The sequence below is a fragment of the Chitinophaga oryzae genome, assembly GCF_012516375.2.
In the GTDB taxonomy this organism is placed as follows: Bacteria; Bacteroidota; Bacteroidia; order Chitinophagales; family Chitinophagaceae; genus Chitinophaga; species Chitinophaga oryzae.
This window is the reverse complement of the sequence record NZ_CP051204.2, coordinates 3,831,123-3,857,302: the sequence shown is the minus strand read 5'-3', so window position 1 is coordinate 3,857,302 and position 26,180 is coordinate 3,831,123. Positions and strand designations below refer to the sequence as shown.

Below are 26,180 nucleotides of genomic sequence, written 5' to 3'. Positions count from 1 at the left end.
GTGCCATGAAACCGCGGTGCGGCAGATTTAACATTTTGCTGGCAAACGGGAGCGTTGCTGCTTATTTTCCTGCCGGTATCAGCCGGATGCGTTGCAGGTTCATGACACCCAGCCCCGGTTTCGTCAGCGCTTTCACCAGTACTTGGTCCACGCCTTTTTTCGACAAAGTGACGGTGCCCAGGTCCCAATCCCGGTAAGCGCTCCAGCTATTGTCCGTGCCTTTCACCACGCCGGTCAGCGTTGTTTTCCCGGCGCTTACGGCCACCTTCGAGCCGGCCGAGGCATCCGTACAGGCAAAACGCAATATCATCCTGTACCGGCCCGGCTGTTTCACCTGGATGTTCCAGGCAGCCGTACCGTCTACAGACATCCAGTTGTAGATGGCCGCCTGCTCGCCTACCGACAGCCCTACCCCATTGGTAAGGACCGCATCGCCCGCCATCAGCTGGTAGCTGCCATCTGCTTCCGGGAAAACGCCCTGTGACACCAGCGACGTGCCGGTAACATCCAGCTCCACCACCGTAGCGGCGCTATTTTTAAACGCCCTGTTGCTGACATCGATAAACAGTCCGCGTTCATCTGCCGCTATTGTCAGCGGCGCATGCGTCGTGTCAGCCAGGAAAAAGGCCCCGGGCGTTACGCCGGCGTCGGGCAACAGCGGCACATGCAGACGGTTATCTTCCGGCCAGTTGAAAATATGCAGGAAAAATTTCCCCGGCGCAGTGGTGATACGTCCCCAGTTGACCTTTCCGATGGTATTGGCGCGCGTACCATAGATGGATTCGCCATTGGCCCGCATCCAGTCGCCGATACCCTTCATCAGCGCCACGCTCTTTTCCGGAACGGTGCCGTCTCCCATGGGGCCTACGTTCAGCAGGTAGTTCCCTCCCTTGGAAACAATATCGATCATATTGCGGACCAGCTCTTCCCTGGTGTGCCATTTCTGATTGCTCCTGCTATAGCCCCAGGTGCCGTTCATCGTCATACAGGATTCCCAGTCCATACCCTTGAAACCGGTCTCCGGGATGAACTGTTCCGGTGTCACCAGGTCGCCATGCGCACGGGTGTATTCGCTGTTATGATCAAACGCGTACAACCGGTTGTTCATGATAATATTGGGATGATGCTTTTTCACCATCGCCACCAGCGCATTAGCCCCCCATTTTTCGCCCTGTATCTCTTTGGAGCTGTAATCCCACCATACCACGTCGATAGGCCCGTAATTGGAAAACATTTCTTCCGCCTGCTGATGCATATAGGCAACATACTTCGCATTGTCGCGGCCCTCGTTTTTCACGCCGCCGGGCGTAGGCATGCCGTGTTCCACATAAGCGTCCGGATGATGCCAGTCCAGCAGCGAAAAGTAGACTCCTATCCGCAACCCCTGCTCATGAAGGGCGTTGACGATCTCGCGGAACAGGTCCCGGCCGGTCACGTCCATCCCGTCGAAGGTGGTGGTTTTACTGTCGTGCAGCGCAAACCCTTCGTGATGCCTGCTGGTGAAGATCACGTAGCGGCAGCCGGCGTCTTTGGCCATTTTAGCCCATTCACGGGCGAAGCCTTTTTTGGGTTTAAACAGCGGCGTCAGTTTGGCGGCATATTCCGCTGACGGCACGTTGGCCATGTTCTGTATCCATTCGACACAGCCATCATAGTCTTTCCCGTTCCATTCTCCGGCGGCGGCGCTGTACAATCCCCAGTGGACAAACATGCCAAAATGTGCATCGCGGAACCAGCGCATGCGTGCGTCGCGCAGGGCTTCGGGCTCACTGGCGTTGGCTACCAGTCCGGCATCTTGTTGTGCGCAGGCGGTGGCGGCTGAAAACAGTAACGCGCCGGAAAAACATATCTCTAAAAATCTTCTTTTCATTTGTTCAAACGATTAATGTTGCTATCGGTTTACCAGTTCGGATTTTGTACCATGTTGGGATTGGTGTTCATTTCAATCAGCGGGATAGGCCATACGTAGTCGCGGCGGGGGTTGAACTTCCGTTGTTCCACGATAACCGCTTTGCCGGTGGCGGGGTCCACGGCGCCTTTCGCGGCCTGGTTCAGCAACACTTCCGCGGTTTTCCATCTCCGGATATCAAACAACCGCTGTCCTTCGAATGCCAGTTCCACCTGCCGCTCCCGGCGTATCAACGCACGGAGCGCCGCCTGCGAATTGTACCGGCTTACGTCCACGTCCGGCATGCCTGCACGGCGCCGCACCTGGTTGAGATAGCGGACCACATCGGGGTGCTGCCATTCATTTTTTTCCACCAGCGCCTCCACGTAATCCAGCAATATTTCCGCATAGCGGATGATCATAAAATGAAGGGAGCCGCTCCATGGCGCGCCGGCGTCCTGGACGTCCACGTATTTCCTGGTCCAGAAACCTGTCTGGGTGGACTGCGTAAGCCCTATCTGGTCGGCATTGCCGGCGGTGAACGGCTCCAGCTTGCGGTTGACGAACGTTTCGCCCGGAACGATCACGCTGGCCGCTAAACGAGGATCGCGGTTATTGTTATACCGCGGGTTGGCCTGGTAAATGGCCATACTGTCCGGCCCCAGCTCTTCCAGCGTTTTTCCCTGCAGCGTTTCATAAGTGTTGACCATTGCAGCGGTAGGATTGGTGGTAGCTTGTCCGCCGAGGCTTTTAGGCGCATTGCGGAAAAAACCTTCGTTTTGTCCGCCCCTGCGGAACAGGATACGTTCTTTATTGATCATACCGCTGTAGGAGAACAGCGAAGCGTAGCTGGACACACCGGGTTGTGCGCTGTGATAGAGTTCATATACATTGAGGTCAATTACTTTTTTGGCTGCTTCCGCGCATTTGGCATAGTCGCCCACATTCAGGTAAAGCACCGTTTGCATGGCGTAACAGGCGCCCTTGCTCATACGGTATACGTCGCTTTCCGGATAAGTGGCTGGTAATTCTGCTGCGGCAGAATCCAGCTGAGCGGCAATGAAACTGACCACTTCTTCTTTGGTATTGCGCTTCACGAATTGTTCTTCCGGCGATAGCGAGTGGTTGACAATGGGAACCGGTCCATATAACAGGAAAAGGTCCAGGTGGTACCAGGCGCGCAGGGCGCGCGCTTCACCGGCATACCGTGCTTTACGGGCGGCGTCTTCCACATAAGCGCGGTGGTAATTTTCCAGGAAACGGCTGGCGCTGCGGATATAGGAATAATGTTTTCTGTATATCTCTGTAACGGAATTCGTCTGGCTGGTGGCCAGTCCTACGGGAAAAGTCTGCCAGTCGCCATAGTTCCCGCGGAATACTGCCTCGTCGGTGGTACCGGCCAGGTGCATCCTGCAATTGGACATAAAGCCGTAATCACTCAGGGTACCGGACGGCAGTCCGCCGTATATGTCCCCTAATGCACTTTGCAGATCGGATTCTAGGTTCCACCATTTTTCATCGGTGGTGGCGGTGGGATTATCCCGTACCAGGAAATTTTTCTTGCAGGCCGTAAAGCCCAGCAGCAGGCCGGCCGCAATGATACAATATTTCTTCATCGTCATGTTTTTAGGATCAGAAACTGATATTTAAGCCGGCGGTATACATTTTCATGATGGGGTATTTTGTTTCATCTCCCCGGGTTTCCGGATCACTGACTTCCATCTCCGTGATGGTCAGCGGGTTCTGCGCATTGAGGTATACCCGTATGCCTTTCAGCCTGAGACGTCCGGTTGGCGATACCGGTAACTGATAACCGATCTGGATATATTTTACACGCGCATAAGCCCCGTTCACGCTCCAGAAATCAGACACTTTTTCGTTCGGCCCCGGTGATGGCAGCAGCCGCGGGAAGCGGGCGCCCGGGTTTTCCGGCGTCCAGTAATCCATGTGCCAGGTAAGCGGCGTCCCTCCTTCGCTGGCGGCGTTGAATGGAATCGCTATGCGTCCGTTGTAGAAATTAACCACCTGCCCGATGCCGGTGACCATCGTTTCGAAATCGAAACGTTTCCATTTGACAGAGATACTGCCGAAGTAAGTGCTGTAGGGTTCCGTGGCGCCTAACTTTACCTTATCGTTGTCATCGATTACTCCATTGTTGTCGGTATCGGCGTAACGGATATCACCCGCCGCCTGCCCGGGGATGATGGCAATTCCTTTTTCTATGTCACCCTGCTGTATCAGTCCCAGGCTCTTATATCCGTAGTATTCAGCAAAGGCGCCGTTTACTTCACGGATAGTATTGCCCTCGATCAGCGGCAGGGTTTGCGCCAGTTTCAGTAATGTGGACTTGTTGCGGGAATAGCCTGCATTGAAAGCGATATTTACATCCTTACCCACATTGGTATTGTAGGATAGTTTCACCTCCCAGCCTACGTTTTTCATGGTACCGATGTTAACAGGCGTAAGCCCGATAGCGGAAGTAAGACTGGGTTGCGGCCGGAGTATCAGGTCGCTGGTCTTTTTGTTGTACCAGTCAAACGTAACATCCACTTTGTTTTTAAAGAAGCTCAGGTCGGCTCCGATATCGAGGATCGCTACTTTTTCCCAGGTGATATTGGGGTTACCGAAAGTATTTTCTTTACCATTGCCCGGGTCTACGGTCGACTGGTACATGTAAGGGTCGATCGCATTGTTGCCCAGCCGTCCGTAAGAGCCGCGCAGCTTGAACTGATCGAGGAAAGTCAGTGGCTTCATAAAGGCTTCGTTGCCCAGGTTCCAGCCTACGGCGACGGAAGGGAAATTGCCCCACTTTTTGCCGGGGGCGAAAATGGAGGAGCCGTCGCGCCGCATCCCTGCTTCCAGCAGGTACCTGTCGGCATAGCTGTAGTACACTTTTCCGAAAACCGATGCGAGCGTGATTTTCTTCCATGGGTCGGGGTTGTTCATTTCTTTTGAATAGCCCAGTACTGCGTTTACACGATGTTTACCGAATGATTTGTTATAATCGAGATTGCCGCCTGTATAGTAATAACTGGAACGGTTGCTGGGGCCGGCTGATTTTATATCCGTGAAATCGCGGCCTGTTTTCTGGTTGGTGAAGTAATCGAAAAAGATATAGGCGTCGCGGTTAATTTTGTCTGCGCCGGAAGATACGCGATAGCTGAACTGTCCTTTCAGGGTGAGGCCGGGAATGATTTCCCATTTAGGGCGCAGGTTGATCAGTATTTCATCCCTGACCCTGTTGGAAACGCCTCCTCTTTCCGTATTGGCCACAGGGTTCCAGCTTTCGCCGTAGGTGCCGTAATAGGTATATCCCGGCCGTTCCGGTTTATCCGGGTACTTCGCGGCGATGTTGGGGGGAGCGGCATAGGCCCATCCCAATATACCGGCCGCCCCTCTTCCGAGTGCGTAGGGCTGGTTTTGTTCCTCGCGGGAGGCGAAAAGGTCCATAAACACCACGATATTTTTACTGAGGTCTACGCTGGTATTCGCCCTTACATTTCCTTTGTTGAAAGATGAGTTTTTCACCATCCCCTGCTGGCTCAGGTAACTGGCGGTCAGGGCGAACCTTGCGGCGCTGTTACCACCGGATACCGACATGGAGTGTTGCTGTATCCGGGACTGCTGGTGTATCACCTCGTCTTTCCAGTTGGTGGAAGGGTATTTTACGGGATCGGATTTGTCGGCCGTTTGCCGGATCACTTCTTCCGGATACAACGGATCACCGCCGTTGTTCCGGATGGCTTCATTGGTCATCCGCATATAGGTGGCCGCGTCTACGAACTCCGGCGAGTACACAGGTGTCTGCGTACCGGCGTAACCGTTATATTGCACGTTGACCACTCCCGGCACCCCTCTTTTGGTGGTGATGATGATGACACCGTTGCCGGCACGGGCGCCGTACAGGGAGGCAGCCGCTGCGTCTTTTAACACGGAAATGCTCTCGATGGTATTGGGGTCCAGTTTATTCATATCAAAGGGCACGCCGTCTACCAGCACCAGCGGGTCTGAACTGAGAAAAGTGCCCACGCCCCTGATCTTGATGGCCGCGGCATCGCCGCCGGGCAGCCCTGATCCCTGGTTGACGTTGATTCCCGTGACGCCGCCCTGCAGCGCCTGTGACAGTTGCGTGATGGGTTTATTGTTCACATTCGACAGGTTCACCGTGGCGACGGAACTGGCCATGTGCTTAACCTTTTGCTCGGAGAAGCCGGTCACCACCAGTTCATTCAGGCCGCTGACATTTTCCTGCAGGGATATCACGAGGTTCCGCTGATTCCGCTGCACCGTGTATTCTTTCGGTTTATAGCCGATGACGCTGAACACCAGCACTTCATTGGCTTCGGCTTTCACTTCGAAAAAGCCGTCAGGGTCGGTGATCACCCCTTTAGTGGTACCTTTTACGGCCACGGTAGTACCGGGTATAGGCTGCGGCGGCTCTCCCTGTGTGAGGACCCTGCCTCTGAGCACAAAGGAATCGACAGCCGTTTTTGGGGCCGTTCCGGTACTCACCGAGATCATGATGTTATTCCCTCTTTCTTTCCAGGCATAACTACGCGGCGCCAGCAGTGTATTGAGCACGTCTTCCATCGGCGTGTCGTTAAAGGCGGCGTTCACCAGCTGGTTGCCATTGACCTGCGTGGCATTGTAGGCAAAACGTAAGGGCGTGGCCTGTTCTATTTTGCGCAGTACCTGTATCAGGGGTTCGTTCCTCGCCAGCATGGTGAGTTTTAACGCCTTTAGTCGCTGGGCGGCAGCCTCCTCTGCCTTCAACGCAGATACGGCGACGGTCAGTAACGCCAGTAATAGAGATGAGATTCGCATGACGACAACTAGATTTTGGCTGATAGCACGGTGCGGCAGGGCATTCCGGCCATAGGGCGGCCGTGCTATTTCATTTACGTGAAATTGCATTAGATTTGTGGTGGGTTTTATGTTACGCAAATAGAACTCCGTACAAGCCGCCCTGTCTGATCACAGGACGGCTTTTTTTGTTGTTTGTTTTCTCTTCTGTTGTTCGCTGTTTATTTAGAATTTGATTGATATCGTTTACTTCCTGGTTAATACAATCCGTTTGTTCTTCTTATCTACCTCATAGTTGATATGGTTCACTTCACACAGTATGGTCAGCATTTCCTCCATTGTTTCGTTGCGGTTTAGACTGCCGGTATAGCGCTCCTGCAGGATGGTGGTGTCATTGGCCTGAATAGTATAACCGTACCATTGCTCCAGCAGGGCCATGATTTCCTGCAGGGTTTGGTTGTTGCATTGTATTTCCTGGTTTTGGATATGATATTGCGCCACAGCGCCGGTGGGGATGTTATACACCAGCCGGTCGTCCGCTCCCAGTGTCCCTATGATATGCCGTTGTTTGCTCACCTGTACCTTCCCCTCCAGCACCGTGATGCTGATACTGTCTGTGCCCGGGTAAGCCAGGATGGTAAAGACGGTACCCAGCACACGGGTGGAGAGCTGCGCGCTGGTAACGACAAACGGATGGGTATGTGTGGTAACGTCAAACTGTGCACCACCCTCGAGGAACACCTCCCGTTGATTGCCCCTGAATTTCTTCTCATAGCGGATACTGCTGCCCTCCTGTAACCGCGCTACAGAGCCGTCCGGTAAAGTCACCGTTCTGGGGACGGCCCCGGCAACAATGATTTCCATCACGCCGGCCGGCATCAGTAGCCGGTACAGCAGCGCGCTGCTTCCCAGCAGCATCACGATGGCCGCTGCCCATAACAGGCGCCGTTTCCGCCGCAGCAAAAACACCTGTTTATTCACCGCCCTTAGCTGTGCCGCACCCGCCAGCCTGCCGTGTAACGATTGTTTCAGTTCCGCTGTTATTTCCGCCGCCGCTGCGGTGCCTTCCCGGAGCCAGTCGGCGCTGTTGTCAAAGGAAGCATACCAGTTCTCCAACCACTTTTTTTCCGCCGCCGTAGCTTCGCCGTTTAAATATTTTTCGATGAGGATCAACAGGTGATCATTATCCATATAGCAGCCCTTTCTCTGATTAACGAACAACTTGCCTGTTACCGCCATCCTGTTTTAAAATTGTTAATATTCACCCATTCCGGGTGAATATAATATTATCCGGCAGCGCTTTAAATGGTTATGTTTGAGTACTTTAAAACCTTCACTATCAGCAAACAACCACTACACGACCAGGACACGCTCTTCCGCTTACTGCTGGAAGGCCGGGAAGAAGCTTTCGATGCTATCTACGATGAATATGCCATCCCGCTGCTGAATGCCGCTTACAAACGGCTGAGGTCAAAGGAGGAAGCAAAAGAGGTGGTGCAGGAAGTATTTATCAGCCTGTACCTGAAAAAAAACGACATCAGGCATGCAGGCAATCTCGCAGGGTATCTTTTTACGGCGTTGAGAAACCGTATACTGGATATTATCCGGGCAGACCTTCTTCATACCACTCACCACCATCAAATGGGGTTATTACAGGAGAAGCACGCAGACATAGAAAACCAGTTGGAACAAAAAGAGCTGGAAACCATGCTTCACAAAGCGATCGGGCTACTGCCGGATAAGTGCCGGGAAGCATTTTTGCTTAGTCGTTACGAAGGGCTGTCTCATAAAGAAGTGGCGCAACAGCTCAACATTTCAGTCAATACTGTTGAAAAGCACATCGGGAAAGCATTACGGCTGTTAAGGTTACAGCTGGGAGGAAACGGGATGCTGCTGTTACTGCTGTTGCTGGGGCTCAGACAAGGATTTTAATGTTATTGAACAATGATAAAACTGAGGCCGTCTCCATTTATTGAGGCGGCCTCTTGCCATCCGCCATGCGTGAATTCATCGGGCTGTATTTCGATTTTTTTCCAGGAAGATGAGCAGGCGGGGTACCGGCTGCGGGCTTTGCATTCATGATAAAATGATGCTTGTTTGGTAAATATAGGGTAAATTGACAGGGATATATAACCCAACATGATGGAATACACAGACCTCACCTCCTCCTTACAGGCGGCCGCTACAAAAGCAGAGAACATTGCCATTGAACAGATTCAATCGCAGCGCGATTTTGAGCCATTCATTCTTTCGGGGGATTCTCTCGATGTTATGCAACGGATAAAGACCCGGGACATGGACGAAATACTGGACATAGCGGAAGAACTGCTGTCTGCATCCGACGACAGTGAAACCGCCGTACTGGCCTATAAAGACAGCATTACCCTCAACGATGGCACTTTCGACGCCATCGTCTGCCAGATTTATAACGTGGAAGAAGACAACGGGTATAGTTTTGGACTGTTGTACCAGATTGTCAACGATAATATCCGCTTTTTGAACAAACATGTGTTTCTCGGGAAAGTCCGCAACCTGCTGATTTTTTGATTTCCGGAGAAGATTATGGTTGCATTTTTGTGGTTGATTTTTTACACCAAACCGTTACTGCCATGGTACGAGAATCCCATAAAAGCCTGATTGAAAAAGGCCACCAGCTGGAAAAGGAAGGTGCGTTGGACAAGGCCATACAGCTTTACCTGACGGCGGTAAAGAAAGACCCTTTAAACGCCGCACCTTATAACCGGCTGATGATCCTTTACCGCAGGAAAAAGGAACCACGCAAAGAAATGGCAATCATCAATGAGGCTATCAGGGCTTATGAAGACAACGTAAAAGCGGAACAGTCGTCCTGGGCAAAAAAGAACAGGAAAGCAGCGGGCATCAGCCGGGAACTCGTGAAAGCGCTTGGGCTGACAGATAAAAAGGGGATTCCTGTTAACCAGCCCGCGCAGATTGTCACCTGGAAAAAACGAAAAGAAAATCTGAGCCACAAGTTATCCCATCGATAAACAATTTTTACCGCAGCACATCAAACGCCCGCATGAAGTCGTCGAAGTAACGGCGGCTGAAAAGCAGCGATCGTCCATCTTCCAGCACAATTTCATTGTCTGTCAGGTTTACTTTTGCCACTTCGCGGATATTGACGATATAATTGCGGTGTATCCTGACGAAACGAATACCCGGCAGCCTGTCGAGGATGAGTTTCAGCGGCTGTTGTACCAGGTATTTGTCTTTGCTGCAAACTATCTTACTGTACTTCCCTTCTACTTCGATATACTGTATATCATCCAGTGATATTTTGGCCAGCACGTTTCCTCTTTTGACAAAAAAGATATCCTTCAGCATGACGGTGCTCTTTTCCTCCATGGCGAACATGCCGGCGGGCGCGCCGGTAAACTTCTCCACTGCCAGTTCAATGGCGTACTGGAGTTCCAGTTCATTGAAGGGCTTCAGCAGATAGCTGAACGGAGCGGTGAGCTTGGCCGCCTCAAAGGTGTTGCGGTCAGCCGCGCTGGTGAGGAAAATAAAGGGCTTACGGCTATCTTCGTCGCCGCTGATCTGTTCCGCGAAGGCGATCCCGTCTTTTCTGCCATGCAAAAAAATATCGATGATCACCAGGTCGGGCTGCAGCATGTGAAAGAGCTGCAATGCTTCCGGCAGCGAGGTAGCGATGCCGCCCACCTCGTAGCCATGGTCCAGCAACATCCCTTTCAGCAGGCCGGCATCCTGCCGGTCGTCTTCGATGATCAGTATTTTCACTCCTTTCATGATGCTTCCGTTTGAAGAAAAATCGTTACGGTGGTGCCTATCCCCTGTTGGGCAGCCATCAGCAATTGTGCGCCGTTTCTTTCTGCCAGTGTTTTACAGAGCCAGAGGCCCAGCCCGGTGCTTTGTCTTCCGTCGGTATCCGTTTGGTTTCTTACGTGGTTGTCTGTCATGATTGCGTGCAGCAGCTGCTGGTCCATCCCGATGCCGGTATCGCTGATCACCAGCTGGCAGCCGTTGTTTTGCATTGCTGCGGAGATAGTGACAGCACCTCCTGCCGGCGTGTATTTGATAGCGTTATCCAGGATATTACGTACCATTATCCGGAAAGTGTTCAGATCGGCGATGAAAAAAGCCTGCTCCGGAACAGACAGGTGGACCATGATATTTTTATCTTCCGCTACCGGCAGCAGATCATAGCAGACCTGGTTGATCACGGTCAGTAGATGCAGTTTCTCTTTACGGAAGAACAGCTGGCCGGTCTGGCTGAGCGCCCAGTGCAACAGGTTGTCGAGCAGCGCATAGGTACTGCCGGCGATCTTTTCATTGCCGGAGGCCAGTATCTCTGCTTCTTCGCTCCGGGACTGCCGTATGGCTTTTCTCAGTCTTCCGAGGCTGATTTTCATCCTGTATACCGGCGACCGCAGATCGTGCGCCACAATGGAAAACAGGCGGTCTTTTGTTTCATTCAGCACATGCAGTGTTTGCCGCTGTTCTGCCACGATGCGTGTATTTTTTTTCTGTTGCCGGTAGGCGTATCCCGCCAGCGCAGACAGGCACATCAGCGCTGCCACCGCTACCAGCAGGGTATTCCGTTGCCAGCGCTGGGCAGATAATGCCGCCGACTGCAGGCCTGCCTGTTGTTCCAGCACCCGGATCGCCAGCTCTCTTTTTTCCACGGCCAGCTTTTTCTCCAGTTTGGCCATCTCCCAGATATGGTCGCGGTTCCAGATACTGTCCTGCAATGTTTCATAGTGCTTGCGGTACTGCAATGCTTCGTAGTGCCTTTTCCTGTTTTCCTCCACCACCGCCATGTTGCGATAGGCATTTCGGCGCACGGCCAGGTCGCCCGACTGCTGGGCAAAGCGCAGCCCCGCTTCAAAATAGGGGATCGCCTTGCTGTCGAGATACTGTTCATAATACAAATTGCCGATGTCCATACTGGAAATAGCCAGGCCGGTAGTGTCTTTCAGCTGCCTCTCCATCTCCTGGCTTTGCAACAGGTATTTTTCCGCTTCCCTGAACATCCCCATATGGAAAAAACAAAGCCCTTTATTATGGCAGACGCTTTTCCTTACCTGCAGGTCTGCCAGCGGCATAAAGCGGCTTTCCCATTTGTTGAAATACTGCAGCGCCGTGTTGAAGTGCCGCAATTCGAGGCTGATCTCTGCTATATTGATATAGCAGGCTGCCAGCAGCCGCGGGTCCAGTCCTTTGGTGCCGCTGAGCCGGAGAAAATCCTGCAAAGCTTCTTTGTATAGTTGTCTGTTATACTGTATGCCGGCACGTAGAAAAAAAGCGTAAGGGTAAAGAGGATGTGTTGGCGCGTTGTCAATGTCTTCCAGTGTTTTCAGGATATACCGGTAGGCATTGTCCGGGTCTCTGTTCCGCAACGATACGTGGCTGTTGTGAAAGTGGACCAGGTAAGGCGCCGGGTACTGGCTATATAAAATCAGGCTGGCGGAATCGGCGGGCTTATGCGAGCAAATACTGCATCGCTGTCGCAGCAGGCTATATATCGGACCCGGTACAGGGCCGGGCGATGCCAGCAACTGTGTCGCCCAGAGAAGGGCAACAACAGGAACAGCAAAGAACCGTTTCATGTAACACCTATGCGGGTCTCTTGACGGTAGTAACGGTCCCCCTGGAAGTTTCCGGGTCCCCGATCCGGTACATCACGCGGATAGCCTGGGCCTGATCACCTTTTACCGCGTAGTTGATAATGACCTTCCATAGTGACCAGGTATGGTCTGCCGCCTCGCTTTTCTGATAATCTATAATAATCTGCCGTACCAGCAACCGTCCGGCTTCCGTCTCCTCATCTCTCATATCATCGAAATTTTCATTGATCACCGGCTCCTGCCCGTCCGGGATATACAGGCTCATTACCAGGCGGTACATATTGGGAAATTCCGCATCCGGATAAACCGCCACCAACGGTTCCACAGACAGCCTTTCGGCCAGCCCGGTCCCAAACAGCTTCTTTTCCTGGCTTTTAATGGTAACGAAAGAGAGAGGAGCAATCTGGCTCATAGAGGATAGTTTGAAAAAGATGAATGGTAATTGAGTTTCGTAAAGATTATGGCAATTGAGTTGAACAAATATAAGACTAATCTTCATTCCTTTTTTCGCTTATACCTTAAATCCCGCCACTTATTCCCTTCAACATCACGCTTATGCCATGCGCGCCAAACCGGGGCCATGACCGTCCTACCTTTACTTCACATCACCGGTGATACACTTCAGACAACCCTTTTCAATTATCCTTAAAACGCTTATTTATGGCAGACATCAGGTTAAATCTTATCAACCGGTCTAATGACCGCAACAACTCCAGCATCGTTATTTTCCAGCGCAACGAAGCCACTTCTTTCAACGAGCTGTGTGTTGCCTGGCAGGTAGTTAAAAACCTCGGACAGGGCTGGAACCATCCGTTCTCTTATCCTATGGCCATGTCAGTTTCCGCCAGTGACAGCTGGGGCAACTACAGCCCGCTGAAGACAGCGGAAAACGGTCAGCAGTTCCAGGTGGTAAGAGATCCTTCCGGCGACATCCTGAAATACGCCGGCCAGTCCAGCAGCCAGAATGAGGTGGAAGTGCTGAACGCGCTGGACCAGGGCGCCGTGAATGCCAACGTATACCGCGATGGTAAACTGCTGGCCACCAAAACATCGATTGCACCCGGCCAGAAAGCGACCTTCCAGTTCAGGCCTACTATCTGGATAGGCGTGGTTTCACAGGTAGTGGAAGGTCAGCTGATCAACAGCGCCATCCTCCAGCAGATCAACACGGAACTGTCGCTGTTTGGCATCGCCAGCGCAGACATCGTGATGAGCGGCGGCGGGCCCGGCCCCACCTCCACTCCTTTTGAGTTCACCCTGCAGAATATCCTGTATGCATAACCGTTACGCCCCATTCCCGTTTCCAAAGCCAACGGCCGGGTGAAACGGGGTGGGGCTTCCTTTCACCTTTCAATCTGTAAGCGATGGTTGAGACAACTATTATCAACAACACGTTCAAGGTGGTGTCTGAGCTGCTTGCTTCAGATAGCGAGCTTTCCCTCAAAGGAGTACCGGTGGTAAAATACGATTTTCACTACCCCGTGGATGCGCCTGTACCGGTGATCACCGGATATATCGGCGCCCGGCAACAGCGGGACGTGCAGTACTCCGCACCAGACGCGTTCCGGATAAAAGGCCAGCTGATGCTGACAGTGAAAGAAAAGGAAGTCATTCTCAACGGCAACCTGTACTACGGATACAATGAAAATCCGGCACTGCAACATCATTTCGACGGCACCCTTGCCTTGTTCCGGCATCTGCCGCCGGTGCCTCCCCCGCCGCCCCCGGACAACGACGACGACACGAACGATTTGCCGCCACAGACCGCTATAGACGCTCCGCTTTTCCCTTATATCAACATACAACCATGGCCGGACGAGGCCCCGGCAAACAGCTGGCTGCATTTCTTTTCCTACAATCCGGCGCATACCGGCGCCGATTCGCTCTACAGCCAGCTGGTGGCCACAACGCCGCAGAAAGACCGTAAAGCCATGGAACAGCTGTGCATACAGTTCCTCCAGAACGACGCCCCTTTTGCCGGTCAGTATTACGGCAGCCTGCAACAGGTACCCGCGCCGTTCAACAGCTTTCCGGACCTGTATGACGAATGGGTAAAAATGGCAGACTACTGCGAAGGCGACGACGATATCAGCGCAGGCATGGACACCACCTCCTGGCTGCCCATCATTGACCAGCTATGGCAGAATTATTTTGCGCTCGCCATCATCACGGGCTTCAACGAATCTTTCGCCGTGGCGGTCAATAAAATACTGCTGATCTGTAACCTGCTGGAAACGCAATACAGCACACAACCGGCGCGGGAACTCAGCAGGGCGGACATCAGCCGCCTGCTGCACGCCACCGTGGTACTGCCAGCGGACATATTTCCGCTGCCGCCCTATCCCACCGCTGTACCGCTTAAAGACGACAGCTGGATAGCGCCTTATGCCATCGGGCAACTTAAAATGTCCCGCTACCGTTTGCTGCGCTACCAGCCAGGAGAAATTGCCGGTATCCGGAATGTGATGAAGGGCGAACAGAAAAAAATCATGCAGCGGCAGCTGAGCAGCGACCAGGAAAAAGTCAGCGAACGTTCTTCAGAGAACACCAGCAATATCAGCAGATACCAGCAGGTAAGCAACGATCTGCTGCTGGAGGCGAAGAAAACACTGGCCGGCTTCACCCAGAGCACCAGCTACGACAATTTCACGACCACCTATGGCCCACCTACGCAGGCGGTGCTCAACGGCAAATGGTCGTCCACCCTGAAGCCCGACAGCGACAGCATACAGTCGGACAGCGGGTTTGTGAGCCGGATCCTGAACAGCACCCTAAACCGTATCAGCGAAAGCGTCAGCAGGACCAGGTCGTTCAGCAAGTACAACGAGCAGGAATCCGTGACCAGCAGCCTGTTTGATAACCGCCACGGCGACGGGCATTTCAGGGGTATTTACCGGTGGCTGAATAAAATATACCGTGTATCAGTAGAAAACTACGGGCATCGTTTTTTGCTGGAGCTCAGCATAGCACAACCGGCGCGGGACTATATCCGGTCGCAGCAGTCGCTGAACGCGACAGACCTGCAGAAGCCGTTGTCGCCGGCGGAAATGGGCATCACTACCTACACGGACATCACTACCGCCAATTATGCGCAGTTGCTCAGCTATTACCAGGTAGACATTATCCGGCAGCCGCCGGAACCCTATACCTATGCTGCCGTCATACTGAGCCCGGGAGAAACGGAGAAATACGCCGCCATACCCGACAACTATTTTGCGGTACAGGCTACTGTGACCGGCATCATCGCCGGCGGAGCGCCGGTAAGGTCTATCAGCGGTATTGCCGGCAGCGCCCTTTTTGAACTGACCGACAGCACCCGCACGCAGACGCTGGACATGGACGGCGAGAAAGGCCAGCTGCCGGTGTCCGTTATCGGGCCGAATACGCCGGACACCCCGCCTTACAAGCCCAACGACTTTACGCTTAACGTCCGCATCAAATGCAGCGTTACCGAAGAGAAAATGAATGAATGGAAAGCTCAGGTGTACCGCCAGATCAGCGAAGCGTGGCAAAAACGTATATCCGTTTACATTAGTACGCTGAGCAGGCTTGCCGGCGAAGGCGAACAGGGTAACCCGGAGCTGTTGCGCAATACCGAAAGGTCTGCGCTTCAACGCCGCTGTGCCGCCCTGCTGATGCAGGTGTTCGACGCCAAAGTGGGTGACCCCGCTACCTTTCAGATCAACGAACCCCGTTATTACCAGTTTCTTCGCGAAGCGCTGGAATGGGATGAGATGACGTGGTTCTTTGACGACAGCCCTTCCGTTTTCAGTTACGCACTGCAGGGCCGCGACGATTCACTGAGGCCCTTCCTGCAGGCGCAGCGGGCGCGGGTACTGCTGCCGGTGCGGCCATCCTTCAATTTCCAGCTGCTGTACTACCTGTCGTCCGGCATTATATGGCCTGCGCCTTATCCTTTTGTGCCGGTCAACTCCGCAGACACCCGCATAGCCGCACACCTGAAATCGGTCTATAACGATAACGATTATACGGAGATAGAACATACCTGGGAGATATCCTTGCCTACTGCGATGCAGGTGGTACAGGAAAGCAGCGAGCTCCCCGAATTCACTTCACAGCCTCATCCTTAACAGTTATGATACCAGCGCCTTTGTATGCCGGCCATTTGCCGGTAATGCCTTCCTGTGTCCCACCCGGAGCCGTCATGGCCTTTGCGGGAAAGATAACGGAACAATATTCCCGGCCGGCAGATTTCGAGAGCATGGTCAATACCTGCGGCTGGATGCTTTGCGACGGGAGGACCTTATCCCAACTGGAATATCCCATCCTGTATCATGTGTTGGGCAAACAGTACAACACCGGTAAAGAAAAAGACGATGAGTTTTCCGTTCCGGACTACCGGGGATATTTCTTTCGTATGACAGACATGGGCAGCGGCCGCGATCCTGACGCCGGCAGCAGGAAGCTGGCCAACGGCGACACCAGCAGTGAAGTAGGTTCCCTACAGGAAGATGCCCTGCAGTTACATCAGCATATCTACAAAGAACCAGGGCAACCATCCGGGCCTGTCGGCAGCAGCGGTACGGGAAGTCCCATCACCGCCGGCGATAACCTCACAGGCAACCCTTCCGACAGCATGGCCCCTCCCGGGAATGTACGCACCAGCACGGAAACAAGAGCTAAAAATGTCTACGTGTACTATATCATCAAATTTCTCTAACAACTAAAACCTTATCTTATGGCTTTTAATGCTTACCAGGGCGTACAGCAAACCACTACCAACAGCTGTGGCGCCTTCGCACTCGCTGCTGCCTTAACCCATCTGGGCAGCGCTACGCTCCCCGACATTCTGAACACCGGTAACGTCGCGCAGCGTTATACCGCGCCCGGGCCTGCCGCTTTTGCCCAGCGTATTTACCAGATAACCGGTAATCTGCTGCTCAACCTGCTGGCTCCCACGCCCACTGCCACCTATCGGTACCAGGCGCCGGTAAATGACTACAACCCGCCGTCAGCGCTGGCTTTTGTGGCCAGGCAGTTCGGACTGGCAGTTCAGAACATTATTGTCTACTACAATAACAGCGCCGCCGGTATCCTGCAACACATCCAGGTGACCAACGTGGGCGCAGGCACAGACCTGCTGGCGACAGAGATCGACCTGATCACCACACAACCGGCGTACGGGCTTGTCAACGGGCCTGTCAACTACACTCAAAAGCCTGGTCCCAAAGAAGCGCACCTGGTAGTGGTGGAAAATCTGAACCATACCATTGCGCTTAATGAGACGGAACTGTATGACTCTGCCTACGGCTATGTGGGGCCTTATACCCTTAACAACAACGGCCCTCTTCCCCTGACGCAGATCAGTTTCACGCTCCCGAGCGGACCGACTGTCAACTACCAGTTCAGCGGTGTATGGATCAAATTAAGTGTATAAAAACGAAAGAGGTTGATTCGCTCATCGAACCAACCTCTTTATGTTGCTATCGTTATGAATGTTCTATTGTAACACGTCCAGTATCGGATGGTCCAGCCCCTGTACCTGGTTTTCGCCAGGTTTGATCAGTTCCAGCACGGTAATTTTATTGCCGCCCGTTTTCAGCCATTCCGCCGGCACATACAGCGTTTGCTGCGGGCCTACCTGCCAGTAACGCCCCAGGTGATGGCCATTGATCCACACCACGCCTTTCCCCCATTTGCTCATGTCCAGGTAGGTATCTCCTTTGGCGCTCAGCGTAAAATGGCCCTCCTTCAATACCGGCGCGTCTGCTCCCACCGCTGCCGGTTTGATGGCCGGTTGCTGTTCATACGGCAGCCTGAACTGCTGCCACTGCTGAATAGCCTGTCCGTTAAACAGCACCTCTCCGTCTATTCCTTTCCTGTTTTTCAGGAGGTAAGGACCGAAGTTGATGCGTCCGAGGTTTTCAACCAGGATCTCCAGCGTCACCTTGCCCGCAGGGAGTGTGATGGCAGTGCTGTCCTGCTTCAGGCGCCTGTCGAGAACAGCCACTCTTTTGCCGTTGACGAACACCAGTCCGTAATCGCGGAGGTCTTTGATTTTCAATGTGCCGCTGACACCGCCTTTAATCGTGGTACGGTATAACACAAAACCATAAGCCTGTTTCAGGTCTTCAAACGTTAACGGATGTACGCTTTTTACCGCGGCAGGCAGTTGGCTGAACATCGGGCAGCTGCGCTCAAAAGTAATGACAGGTGTTGTTATCGCCGGTTTTTTAGCCGGCACTTCCGACAAGGTCGCTCCCGTCGCCAGATGCCGGGCGATTATTTTTCTGAACTCCATGAATTTAGGCGTGGCGTTGCCGGCTTCGTCCAGCGGAGCATCGTAGTCGTAACTGCTGATCTGTGGCGAGTAAGGGGCAGCCTCGCTGTAGTTGGCGCCATTCATATAACCACGGGTGGTACCGCCATGAAACATGTACATGTTGATGGAAATGCCCGCTGCCAATACACGGTCCAAACGGGTAAGGAAGTCTTTGTAGGGAACGGTATGGTGCTTCTCACCCCAGGAGTCGAACCAGGCGGGATACCATTCTGCGATATAGAAAGGGCCTTTGCCGTTGTGATTTTCTCTGACCAGTTGTTTCACTTTTTCGGGGTCGTCTACACCGTTCACTGCCGGCAGTAAGCCTGGCAAATGGCCTTTGGCTACGTCCGCCGCGGGATCGCAGGTATACAGCAGGCCGTCGAAGCCTGCATCCACGAACATTTTGCGATTGATCTCAAGATAAGACTTGTCGTTGGAATAGGAGCCATATTCGTTTTCCACCTGCACCATCAGGATGTTGCCTCCATGATTAATCTGCAGGGGCGCGAGTTGTTTCCCTACCGCTTTAATATAGTTATTATAAGCCTTCAGGTACTGCGGCTCTTTGCTTCTTACTTCCAGCCCTTTTATTTCCTGCAGCCAATAGGGGTAACCGCCAAATTCCCATTCAGCGCAGGCATAGGGGCTGGGACGTAAAATCACCCACATCCCTTCTTCCTGGCATATTTTCACAAAGGCGGCCACATCGTTGTTACCGGAGAAATTATACTGCCCCTGTTCCGGCTCATGCATATTCCAGAAGACGTAGGTGCCGATGGTATTCAATCCCATGGCTTTGGCCATCCTCACCCTGTCCCGCCATGATTCACGGGGCACACGCAGGTAATGGATTTCCCCTGAGATCATCTGAAACGGTTTCCCGTCCAGCAAAAAGGTGGAGTCCCCTAACTGAAACGAGTGTTGTGCACTGAGCTGTACGCAGTATAATATCATACATATGATAACGCTGATTTTCTTCATTGGTTACTGTTTATGGATATTTAATTGTTGCGTTATTGTTACGACAGACCGTGCCGGCGCCACCAGCGTACGGCCGTTTACGTTAGCCGGCAGCAGGTTACCTTTGTCGCTGGTGGTATAGCTGCGTCTGTTGCCGCGGGGTATCCCTTTGCCATCCACCTCAATGGTAACATCGGCGGCGCTGCTGTTGACGATCACCACGGCGAGCGTATTGTCTTTATTCCGGTAGGCCGACACGAGGATGTCGCGGGTAGTGTTTTCCTCTTTCCACTGCACGGCTACCCGTTGCGCTCCGGGCCGTATAAAGCGGCTGTAGTTACCCAATACCCATAACATTTTAGTATCGTGTATTTGCCCGTCGGTCTTGTTTTTATCGATATAGATCAGTCCATCTTTATAGTCATAAGGCGATATCGCCAGCCACCATTGCCAGGACGCAGCGTTGGCAACGGTAAGGTCTGTATGGACCACCCTTGCTACGTACAGCGCGGCATCCATGCCCAGGTCCACCTTACTGCCGTTCATTTCCCCCGCATTATCGCCCAGTATGCAATATTCCGACTGCCAGAAGGGAATGCCCTTCAGTGCGGTATGTAACCGTTTGCGTATAGCCACTGCCGTGTCCTGCGGGGAGGTGGTAAAGTAGCTATGCCCGGCAACAGCTTTGTATATGTGAGCACAATCGCCCAGGTAGGCAGGGCTGTGCGGATCAAAGAAAGCGGCCACCTGTGTTCCTTTGGCAGGCTTATCTTCCCCGGCGTAGAGGTAATTGAGTTTACCCGCTTCGGGTATTAAAATCCGCGTGGGCAGCTGATGCCGGCCAAAGGTTTGGTCGATCGCTTTTACAAGGCCGTAAATCTGTTCGTTGTTATAAGGGCATCCTTCCTGGCCGCCGTCGCTCCAGTCCCATTGAGGCTCGTTTACAGGACTCACAAAACCGAAGGTAATCCCGGTCAACCGCTTCACTCCCAGCACTACATCTTTCAGGAAACCGGCAACAGCCGGATATTGCTCAGGCGACAGGTTACATTGTCCTTTATCGGCAAATGCTTTACCGTTGCGTGTAAACGCCACGGGCGGGCTGTTCAGGAAGCCGAGGAACTGCTGTACGCCCCTTGCTTTGGCGGCATTCAGGAACCATATCTGCCCGGCAGCCTTTTGCCAGTCGTAGTGGTTGTCGGCACCCAGGAAACAGTCAGCACGGCGCCATTCGTCGCGGATACCGCTGCTATCGCCTTGCCCGGCGCTGCCGGCGCCGATATTAAACCGCCACATGGACAATCCAATGCCTTTGGGCTGGCCATCTGCCGTAGTATCGCGGCTGAACAGCCAGTCGGCCAGCTGGTTTCTTTTATTATCCGGCCAGGTACCGGTAAACTGGCAGGACCACGCATCCGATGCTGCGAAATTGTGAATGGTCTGCGCTTTCGCGGCCAGGTCTATATTTACCCGTATCGGCGGTTGATGCTGGGACATGCCCTGCTGCAGGACCATACAGCCCAGCAGGGCGCCTGTTATTTTTTTCATGTTCATCATAGGCGGTTGCACGCAAAGCCGCATGGTATGCAAGGCTTCTTTTGATTAAGAAGGAAGGTTGCAAGCCTGTAAAGTAGTAAAATAGTGGCTGATTATTTTCCAAATCCCGCGCAACGATCTTACTACCTTACAACAGGCTTGTCCCCGTTGGATATATGCCGGAGCTTAATAACCCGGGTTCTGTTTCAGGGTAGCATTGGATGCCAGGATATCTGCTCTCGGAACAGGCAACCAGTAATTGGCTTCCTTAAACAGGCGGTTATCCAGTGCTACTTTGCGGGCATAAGTGAAGCTGCCGTTGTTGTTACGTGTAATATCGATGCCGTAGGCCGGTATATTTTCGGTAACATTGGCCACTTTCCATCTGCGGACATCATAGAATCGATGCTCTTCAAATGCCAGCTCCACCTGTCTTTCTCTTCTGATGGCGTCGCGCATCTGGTCTTTGGTCAGGCCGGGTGTTAATGCCGGCTGATGAACGCTGGCGCGCTGCCGTACCTGGTTAACAGCATTGTACACGCTCGCGTCCGGGCCTGCTGCTTCGTTTTGCGCTTCGGCATAGTTCAGCAGTACTTCGGCGTAGCGGATATAGATCCATGGCTGCAAGCCGGCCACATCCCAGGGATTATCGATCGGGTTTTTATCGTCCATGAATTTGCGCAGGTAATACCCTGTTTTGGAAGCGTTCCAGTTGGAAGGTCCGTCCTTACTGTCCTTACCACCGGGGGTAAAGGTTTGTATCACCGATCCCCTGTAGGAGGCGCCGTTATAGAGAATAGTCGCATAGAAACGGGGATCCCTGTTCACATACGGATTTTGCGGATCGTAGCCTGAAGCGGGGTCTGTGATAGGTTTGCCGTTGTTCATTTCATAGGCATCCACCATATTCTGCAGCGGTGTATTACCGGCCCATCCGCCGTACCCGTTGGGACCGTTGGAAATTTCGAGGCATACATGGCGGGCGCCGATGGTGAACTGCCGTGCGAAAATGATTTCGTTGTTGTTACTGTTCAGGAACAGCTGCGTATAGTCGGGCGCGATATTGTATTTAGAGAGTGACATCACCGCTTTCGCAGCATCCGCCGCCGCCTGCCAGGTGCCAGCATTGTAGAGCGGACTGGCAGCATATAACAGCAGGCGGGCTTTCAGCGCCAGCGCAGCTCCCTGGGTAGCCCTGCCGGGCAGCCAGTCGGTGCTGTTGTTGTCAGCCGGAAGGTCTGCCGCAGCTGCTGTCAGCTCGGAGACAGCATAATCCATCGACTGCTGCAAAGTAGCCCTGTTGAATAAAGCAGGGTCGTTGAGATTGTCCTGTAAACTGTATTCCCGGTCACCCATCATGATAACGCCGCCATAGTTGCGGATCAGGTCATGATAGCGGTAGGCGCGGATAAAACGCAGCTCTGCCTTCAACCGCTTGCGATGCGCGGTACTCATGGCTACGCTGTCGATATTGTTGAGCCCATAGTTGCATTCCCGGATGCTGCGGTAACTTCTTCCCCAGATGGTACCGGTGATGCCCATATTTTCAGGCGCCAGCTGTCCCTGTTGCACTACCCACGTATTATCATCATTGTTGTAGATAGACTCGTCTGTGATGGAGCTCCACAAGCCATATTCAAATCCTCTTCCGAATCCCGGATTACTGCCCTCTCCTTCTTTATCCTGCAGCCGGATGCTCAGGTAACGGTTAATGACGTAGTTTTCAAACAAAGCCGAATCCGCCAGTATAGCGTCTCCCAGTATCTTGTCAGTAGGCGTTACATTGAGAAAATCTTTCTGGCAGGCGGAAAACAATCCCGCCGCCACCAACGCCGCTCCGTATAATATCTTTTTCGTTTTCATGATTTGATTTTTGTGTTTTAGAACTTAACATTTACACCCAGGTTCACAATGCGCTGTTGCGGGTAAAACTGTCCGCTGTTGCTGAATCCTTCCGGATCGTAGTCTTTTACTTTGGTGATGGTGAAAAGGTTAAAGGCGTTGGCATATACGCGAAGTCCCGCTATCCTGGCGCGTGACAGGACAGCCGACTGAATGGTATAACCGAGGGAGATGTTTTTCAAACGGAGGAAAGCGGCATTGTTCAACCAGAAGGTATTGGGCCGGAGACCACCGTTAACAGAAGAAGAGGCACGTTCATCTACCCGTGGGTAAGAACCATCAGGGTTGGAAGGGCTCCAGCGGTTATCTGCCCAGCTGCTGTAGAAGTTGCCGATAGTACCTGATTCAGGAAGTACGTACTGGCTGACATGTGTTTGCCCCGCAAACAGCACTGACAGGTCAAATCCTTTGTAGTCGGCTGCCAGGTTAATACCGTAAGTGATTTCAGGAATGTTGCCATATTTTGTTCTCACCATATCATCAGCGGTGATCTGCTTATCCCCGTTATAGTCTTCATAAATCAGGTCGCCGGGCTTGGCATTGGGCAGATGCGGATATTTGGCCAGGTCGTCTGCGTTTCTGAAAATACCGATCGCGTTATACAGCAGGTAAGTGTTCATAGGGCCGCCTGTTTCCCGCTGGTAGGGCAAAGTACCCACTGCTTCGTCTTTGAAGATGATTTTATTTTTGGCATAGGTTACGTTACCGGACACATTATAATGGAAACCGCCGCCGGTGGTATTATCGTACCCCAGCGTAGCTTCAATACCCTGGCTGTTGACCTTCCCGATGTTTTCCGCGGGCACCAGCGGATTGTTTTTGTCAAAGGGATTCACGATACCGGAGGTCTGTGTCAGGGAAGTGCGCGGGGTTAATATTTTCGTACGGTGCTGCTGGAAATAGATAAACTCCAGGGAAAAGTGCTCAAAGAGGGTGGCATTTAGTCCCAGGTCCATTTTCCGGGCCACTTCCCAGGTGATATTGGGATTGGCCAGTTTTACCAGGTCGATGCCGCTCTGCATTTGTCCGTTGAACACATACTGGTTATAAAAAGAATAGTTGTCGAAATACTGGAACAATCCCACGTTATCGTTACCCAGCGTACCATAGGAGCCGCGGAGCTTCAGGTTATTGATGAAGGTCACCGGCTCAAACCAGGACTCTTTGGATACGACCCATCCTGCAGACACCGAAGGGAAGAAACCATATTGTTTGCCTTCCGGGAAAGTGGAGGACCCATCTACCCGGGCCTGTACTTCCAGCAGGTATTTTTCCAGGTAGTTATACGCGATCCTTCCGAAATAGCTTTTACGGGTGAAGTTGTAGCTGCTGCCGAAGTTGGTCCTGTCGGTCGCCGCGGCGCCGCCCTGGGACAATTCCGGGGTGAGCGGCGAAGGGAAATTGATACGGCCGGCGCTGAACGTGTCTACCATGTTCCGGCTTTGCTCATATCCGACCATTGCATTGATATCGTGAGCGCCAAAACGGCGGGCGTAATTCAGCCTGATGTTGGTCGTAAGCAGGGACATATTCCGCTGTTGCTGCACCAGCGACGCTTTCCCGTTGGAGCCGCCTACTATCTTCGGCGTATAGGTATTGGTAGCGGCGTCAAAGGTATATTCTTTATAAGGGGTGGCGAAGGTCTTGGCAAAGTTCCACGCTTTATCGGCAGAGAGGAAACCGTCCAGTGACAGCCCTTCTATGCCGGGGACCGCGTAGGACCCTTTCAGGATGCCGTTAAACACCTGGACGGGGTTGCGGGAGAGACCACCGGCGTCGGTGACCTGCATCACCGGGTTGTTGTTTTCGATACCGGTGGTAGGCAGGCCGTTGGGGTACCTGTCCAGCACTGTGGGGTAAGCCCTGTAAATGCCGCGGAAGATATCTCCTGCAGAGGTGGTGGGATACTGACGGTCTTCCTGGCGGCCGGACAGGTACAGGCTTACTTTCAGCCGTTTGGTCACGTCGGCGTCGATGTTTGACCTGAAGTTGTACTGGTGGTACTGGGTAGCGCCGTTTTTATACAGGCCGTTTTGCCCGATCATCCCCAGGGAGACATAATACCTTACGTTTTCCCCTCCGCCATTCACAGACAGGCTGTGTTGCTGCTGGGTGGTTGTTTTTCTCAGGGTAGCTTTCTGCCAGTCGGTGTTAGGGTAATTGACAGGGTCGGAGCCATCCCTGAACTTCTGTAATTGTTCTTCGGTGTAGAACTGGTTCATGCCCCCGGCACTATTATTATAATACCGTATTTCATTCATGATCTGACCATAGGTATAGGCATCTGCCATTTCAGGCAGCCTGGTGGGGGAAGAAAACCCCTGGTTGAAGCCGTAGTTGATAACCGGCTTCCCTGTTTTGCCCCGCTTGGTGGTGATGAGCATCACACCATTGGCCGCCCTGCTGCCATAGACCGCAGCGGAGGCGTCTTTCAGGACGGAGATGCTTTCGATGTCGTTCGGGTCGAGGCGTTCAAGCCCGCCGATCTGTCCGGGCACCCCGTCTACCACGATCAATACGTCGTTGTTGCCGGTGGTGGCCAGGCCACGGATGGTAACGGTGGAGCCGTCGTAGCCGGGCTCGCCGGAGCGGTTGTTGGCGATAACGCCCGAGAAACGGCCGGTCAGCGCATTGGACACGTTGGGCTGCGGGCTTTGCACAATGTCAGCGCCCTTCACTACGGAAATGGAGCCGGTGAGGGTAGCTTTCTTCTGGGTGCCGTATCCTACCACCACCACTTCGTTCACCGTTTTACTCAGGGCAGTCAGTACGATCCGCAGGGGCGATGCTCCTTTTACGGCTATACGCTGCTCGTTATAAGACATATGATTAAATAACAGGGTATCTCCGACGGCAGCGCTGATGCTGAATTTCCCGTCGCCGTCGGTCAATGCTCCCCCTGTTCTGTTCTTTACGCGGATGGTGACCCCGGGAACGGGGGTGTTATCGGCCGATACTGTGCCCGTTACCACGGCCTGCTGCGCCTGAGCGGCTCCGGCCAGTAACAGCAGCGGGAGAAAAAGTAAACAGATAAAAACTGGTTGGCTCCGTAAAGGGACAAATAATCCACGGTCCGTTCCGGATGGAAGTTTTTTCATAACGTAGCATTTAAATGAGTAAATCGGAATGCCGGCGAAACAATTTTGGTTGAATGGACTGTTTCATTTCCAGCCCCTTATGATGACCGCAATGTAAGATG

General features: G+C 52.9%; 18 protein-coding genes. 7 read left to right on the top strand and 11 right to left on the bottom strand.

Annotated features, from left to right (window positions below; translation table 11 throughout):
- Positions 1–61 precede the first annotated feature (61 nt).
- From HF324_RS15945 to HF324_RS15930, 4 genes are all read right to left on the bottom strand, one after another.
- Positions 62–1,870, bottom strand: coding sequence for an alpha-L-fucosidase (locus tag HF324_RS15945; protein ID WP_168860256.1), 1,809 nt, complete (start codon positions 1,868–1,870; stop codon positions 62–64).
- Between the two features lie 29 nt (positions 1,871–1,899).
- Positions 1,900–3,504, bottom strand: a complete 1,605-nt coding sequence (locus tag HF324_RS15940; RefSeq protein WP_168803423.1) for a RagB/SusD family nutrient uptake outer membrane protein — start codon at positions 3,502–3,504, stop codon at positions 1,900–1,902.
- Between the two features lie 16 nt (positions 3,505–3,520).
- Entirely contained in the window at positions 3,521–6,712 is a 3,192-nt protein-coding gene (locus HF324_RS15935) for a TonB-dependent receptor (RefSeq protein WP_168860255.1), read from the bottom strand.
- A gap of 225 nt (positions 6,713–6,937) precedes the next feature.
- Positions 6,938–7,882 carry a FecR family protein gene (locus tag HF324_RS15930; RefSeq protein WP_168860254.1) on the bottom strand — a complete coding sequence of 315 codons (945 nt, stop codon included), beginning with the start codon at positions 7,880–7,882 and terminating at the stop codon, positions 6,938–6,940.
- Between the two features lie 120 nt (positions 7,883–8,002).
- Between HF324_RS15930 and HF324_RS15925 the strand changes: the two genes are divergently transcribed.
- The 3 genes from HF324_RS15925 (at position 8,003) to HF324_RS15915 (ending at position 9,699) form a co-directional block, all read left to right on the top strand.
- The gene (locus HF324_RS15925) at positions 8,003–8,623 is read left to right on the top strand and encodes an RNA polymerase sigma-70 factor (RefSeq protein ID WP_168803420.1); all 621 of its coding nucleotides are present in this window, start codon (positions 8,003–8,005) and stop codon (positions 8,621–8,623) included.
- A 207-nt stretch (positions 8,624–8,830) separates the two neighbouring features.
- Complete coding sequence (locus HF324_RS15920) at positions 8,831–9,238, top strand: hypothetical protein (RefSeq protein ID WP_168803419.1); 408 nt, start codon at positions 8,831–8,833, stop codon at positions 9,236–9,238.
- 62 nt (positions 9,239–9,300) lie between these two features.
- Positions 9,301–9,699: a tetratricopeptide repeat protein gene (locus HF324_RS15915; RefSeq protein WP_168803418.1), complete on the top strand. Its 399-nt coding sequence runs from the start codon at positions 9,301–9,303 to the stop codon at positions 9,697–9,699.
- A gap of 7 nt (positions 9,700–9,706) precedes the next feature.
- Here HF324_RS15915 and HF324_RS15910 read toward each other — a convergent pair whose 3' ends face one another.
- Genes HF324_RS15910 through HF324_RS15900 form a run of 3 tightly spaced genes read right to left on the bottom strand, consistent with a single transcriptional unit; the run spans position 9,707 to position 12,709 of the window.
- A complete protein-coding gene (locus HF324_RS15910) occupies positions 9,707–10,459 on the bottom strand; it encodes a LytR/AlgR family response regulator transcription factor (protein WP_168860253.1) in 753 nt (250 codons plus the stop codon).
- Positions 10,456–12,279: a tetratricopeptide repeat-containing sensor histidine kinase gene (locus HF324_RS15905; RefSeq protein ID WP_168803416.1), complete on the bottom strand. Its 1,824-nt coding sequence runs from the start codon at positions 12,277–12,279 to the stop codon at positions 10,456–10,458. Before HF324_RS15905 ends, HF324_RS15910 begins: the two co-directional genes overlap by 4 nt.
- A 7-nt stretch (positions 12,280–12,286) precedes the next feature.
- Positions 12,287–12,709 carry a hypothetical protein gene (locus tag HF324_RS15900; RefSeq protein WP_168803415.1) on the bottom strand — a complete coding sequence of 141 codons (423 nt, stop codon included), beginning with the start codon at positions 12,707–12,709 and terminating at the stop codon, positions 12,287–12,289.
- A 248-nt stretch (positions 12,710–12,957) separates the two neighbouring features.
- Between HF324_RS15900 and HF324_RS15895 the strand changes: the two genes are divergently transcribed.
- The 4 genes from HF324_RS15895 to HF324_RS15880 all read left to right on the top strand — a co-directional run bounded on the left by HF324_RS15895 (position 12,958) and on the right by HF324_RS15880 (position 17,695).
- The gene (locus HF324_RS15895; RefSeq protein ID WP_168803414.1) at positions 12,958–13,578 is read left to right on the top strand and encodes a hypothetical protein; all 621 of its coding nucleotides are present in this window, start codon (positions 12,958–12,960) and stop codon (positions 13,576–13,578) included.
- Positions 13,579–13,661: 83 nt separating this feature from the next.
- Positions 13,662–16,388, top strand: coding sequence for a hypothetical protein (locus HF324_RS15890; RefSeq protein ID WP_168860252.1), 2,727 nt, complete (start codon positions 13,662–13,664; stop codon positions 16,386–16,388).
- Positions 16,389–16,393: 5 nt separating this feature from the next.
- Positions 16,394–16,978, top strand: a complete 585-nt coding sequence (locus tag HF324_RS15885) for a phage tail protein (RefSeq protein ID WP_168860251.1) — start codon at positions 16,394–16,396, stop codon at positions 16,976–16,978.
- An 18-nt stretch (positions 16,979–16,996) separates the two neighbouring features.
- A complete protein-coding gene (locus tag HF324_RS15880; protein ID WP_168860250.1) occupies positions 16,997–17,695 on the top strand; it encodes a T3SS effector IpaJ family cysteine protease in 699 nt (232 codons plus the stop codon).
- Positions 17,696–17,758: 63 nt separating this feature from the next.
- Here HF324_RS15880 and HF324_RS15875 read toward each other — a convergent pair whose 3' ends face one another.
- The 4 genes from HF324_RS15875 to HF324_RS15860 all read right to left on the bottom strand — a co-directional run bounded on the left by HF324_RS15875 (position 17,759) and on the right by HF324_RS15860 (position 26,079).
- Positions 17,759–19,564 (bottom strand): glycoside hydrolase family 35 protein, encoded by a 1,806-nt coding sequence (locus HF324_RS15875; protein ID WP_168860249.1) that lies wholly within the window; start codon positions 19,562–19,564, stop codon positions 17,759–17,761.
- Positions 19,565–19,567: 3 nt separating this feature from the next.
- Positions 19,568–21,091 (bottom strand): glycoside hydrolase family 30 protein, encoded by a 1,524-nt coding sequence (locus HF324_RS15870; RefSeq protein WP_168860248.1) that lies wholly within the window; start codon positions 21,089–21,091, stop codon positions 19,568–19,570.
- 174 nt (positions 21,092–21,265) lie between these two features.
- Positions 21,266–22,942 carry a RagB/SusD family nutrient uptake outer membrane protein gene (locus tag HF324_RS15865; protein ID WP_168803408.1) on the bottom strand — a complete coding sequence of 559 codons (1,677 nt, stop codon included), beginning with the start codon at positions 22,940–22,942 and terminating at the stop codon, positions 21,266–21,268.
- A gap of 17 nt (positions 22,943–22,959) precedes the next feature.
- Complete coding sequence (locus HF324_RS15860) at positions 22,960–26,079, bottom strand: SusC/RagA family TonB-linked outer membrane protein (protein ID WP_168860247.1); 3,120 nt, start codon at positions 26,077–26,079, stop codon at positions 22,960–22,962.
- Between the last annotated feature and the right edge of the window lie 101 nt (positions 26,080–26,180).

Excerpts from the sequence above, each read along its gene's own strand:
- HF324_RS15945 (WP_168860256.1), bottom strand. The coding sequence starts at position 1,870 with ATGAAAAGAAGATTTTTAGAGATATGTTTTTCCGGCGCGTTACTGTTT.
- HF324_RS15940 (WP_168803423.1), bottom strand. The coding sequence starts at position 3,504 with ATGAAGAAATATTGTATCATTGCGGCCGGCCTGCTGCTGGGCTTTACG.
- HF324_RS15935 (WP_168860255.1), bottom strand. The coding sequence starts at position 6,712 with ATGCGAATCTCATCTCTATTACTGGCGTTACTGACCGTCGCCGTATCT.
- HF324_RS15930 (WP_168860254.1), bottom strand. The coding sequence starts at position 7,882 with ATGGATAATGATCACCTGTTGATCCTCATCGAAAAATATTTAAACGGC.
- HF324_RS15925 (WP_168803420.1), top strand. The coding sequence starts at position 8,003 with ATGTTTGAGTACTTTAAAACCTTCACTATCAGCAAACAACCACTACAC.
- HF324_RS15920 (WP_168803419.1), top strand. The coding sequence starts at position 8,831 with ATGATGGAATACACAGACCTCACCTCCTCCTTACAGGCGGCCGCTACA.
- HF324_RS15915 (WP_168803418.1), top strand. The coding sequence starts at position 9,301 with ATGGTACGAGAATCCCATAAAAGCCTGATTGAAAAAGGCCACCAGCTG.
- HF324_RS15910 (WP_168860253.1), bottom strand. The coding sequence starts at position 10,459 with ATGAAAGGAGTGAAAATACTGATCATCGAAGACGACCGGCAGGATGCC.
- HF324_RS15905 (WP_168803416.1), bottom strand. The coding sequence starts at position 12,279 with ATGAAACGGTTCTTTGCTGTTCCTGTTGTTGCCCTTCTCTGGGCGACA.
- HF324_RS15900 (WP_168803415.1), bottom strand. The coding sequence starts at position 12,709 with ATGAGCCAGATTGCTCCTCTCTCTTTCGTTACCATTAAAAGCCAGGAA.
- HF324_RS15895 (WP_168803414.1), top strand. The coding sequence starts at position 12,958 with ATGGCAGACATCAGGTTAAATCTTATCAACCGGTCTAATGACCGCAAC.
- HF324_RS15890 (WP_168860252.1), top strand. The coding sequence starts at position 13,662 with ATGGTTGAGACAACTATTATCAACAACACGTTCAAGGTGGTGTCTGAG.
- HF324_RS15885 (WP_168860251.1), top strand. The coding sequence starts at position 16,394 with ATGATACCAGCGCCTTTGTATGCCGGCCATTTGCCGGTAATGCCTTCC.
- HF324_RS15880 (WP_168860250.1), top strand. The coding sequence starts at position 16,997 with ATGGCTTTTAATGCTTACCAGGGCGTACAGCAAACCACTACCAACAGC.
- HF324_RS15875 (WP_168860249.1), bottom strand. The coding sequence starts at position 19,564 with ATGAAGAAAATCAGCGTTATCATATGTATGATATTATACTGCGTACAG.
- HF324_RS15870 (WP_168860248.1), bottom strand. The coding sequence starts at position 21,091 with ATGAAAAAAATAACAGGCGCCCTGCTGGGCTGTATGGTCCTGCAGCAG.
- HF324_RS15865 (WP_168803408.1), bottom strand. The coding sequence starts at position 22,942 with ATGAAAACGAAAAAGATATTATACGGAGCGGCGTTGGTGGCGGCGGGA.
- HF324_RS15860 (WP_168860247.1), bottom strand. The coding sequence starts at position 26,079 with ATGAAAAAACTTCCATCCGGAACGGACCGTGGATTATTTGTCCCTTTA.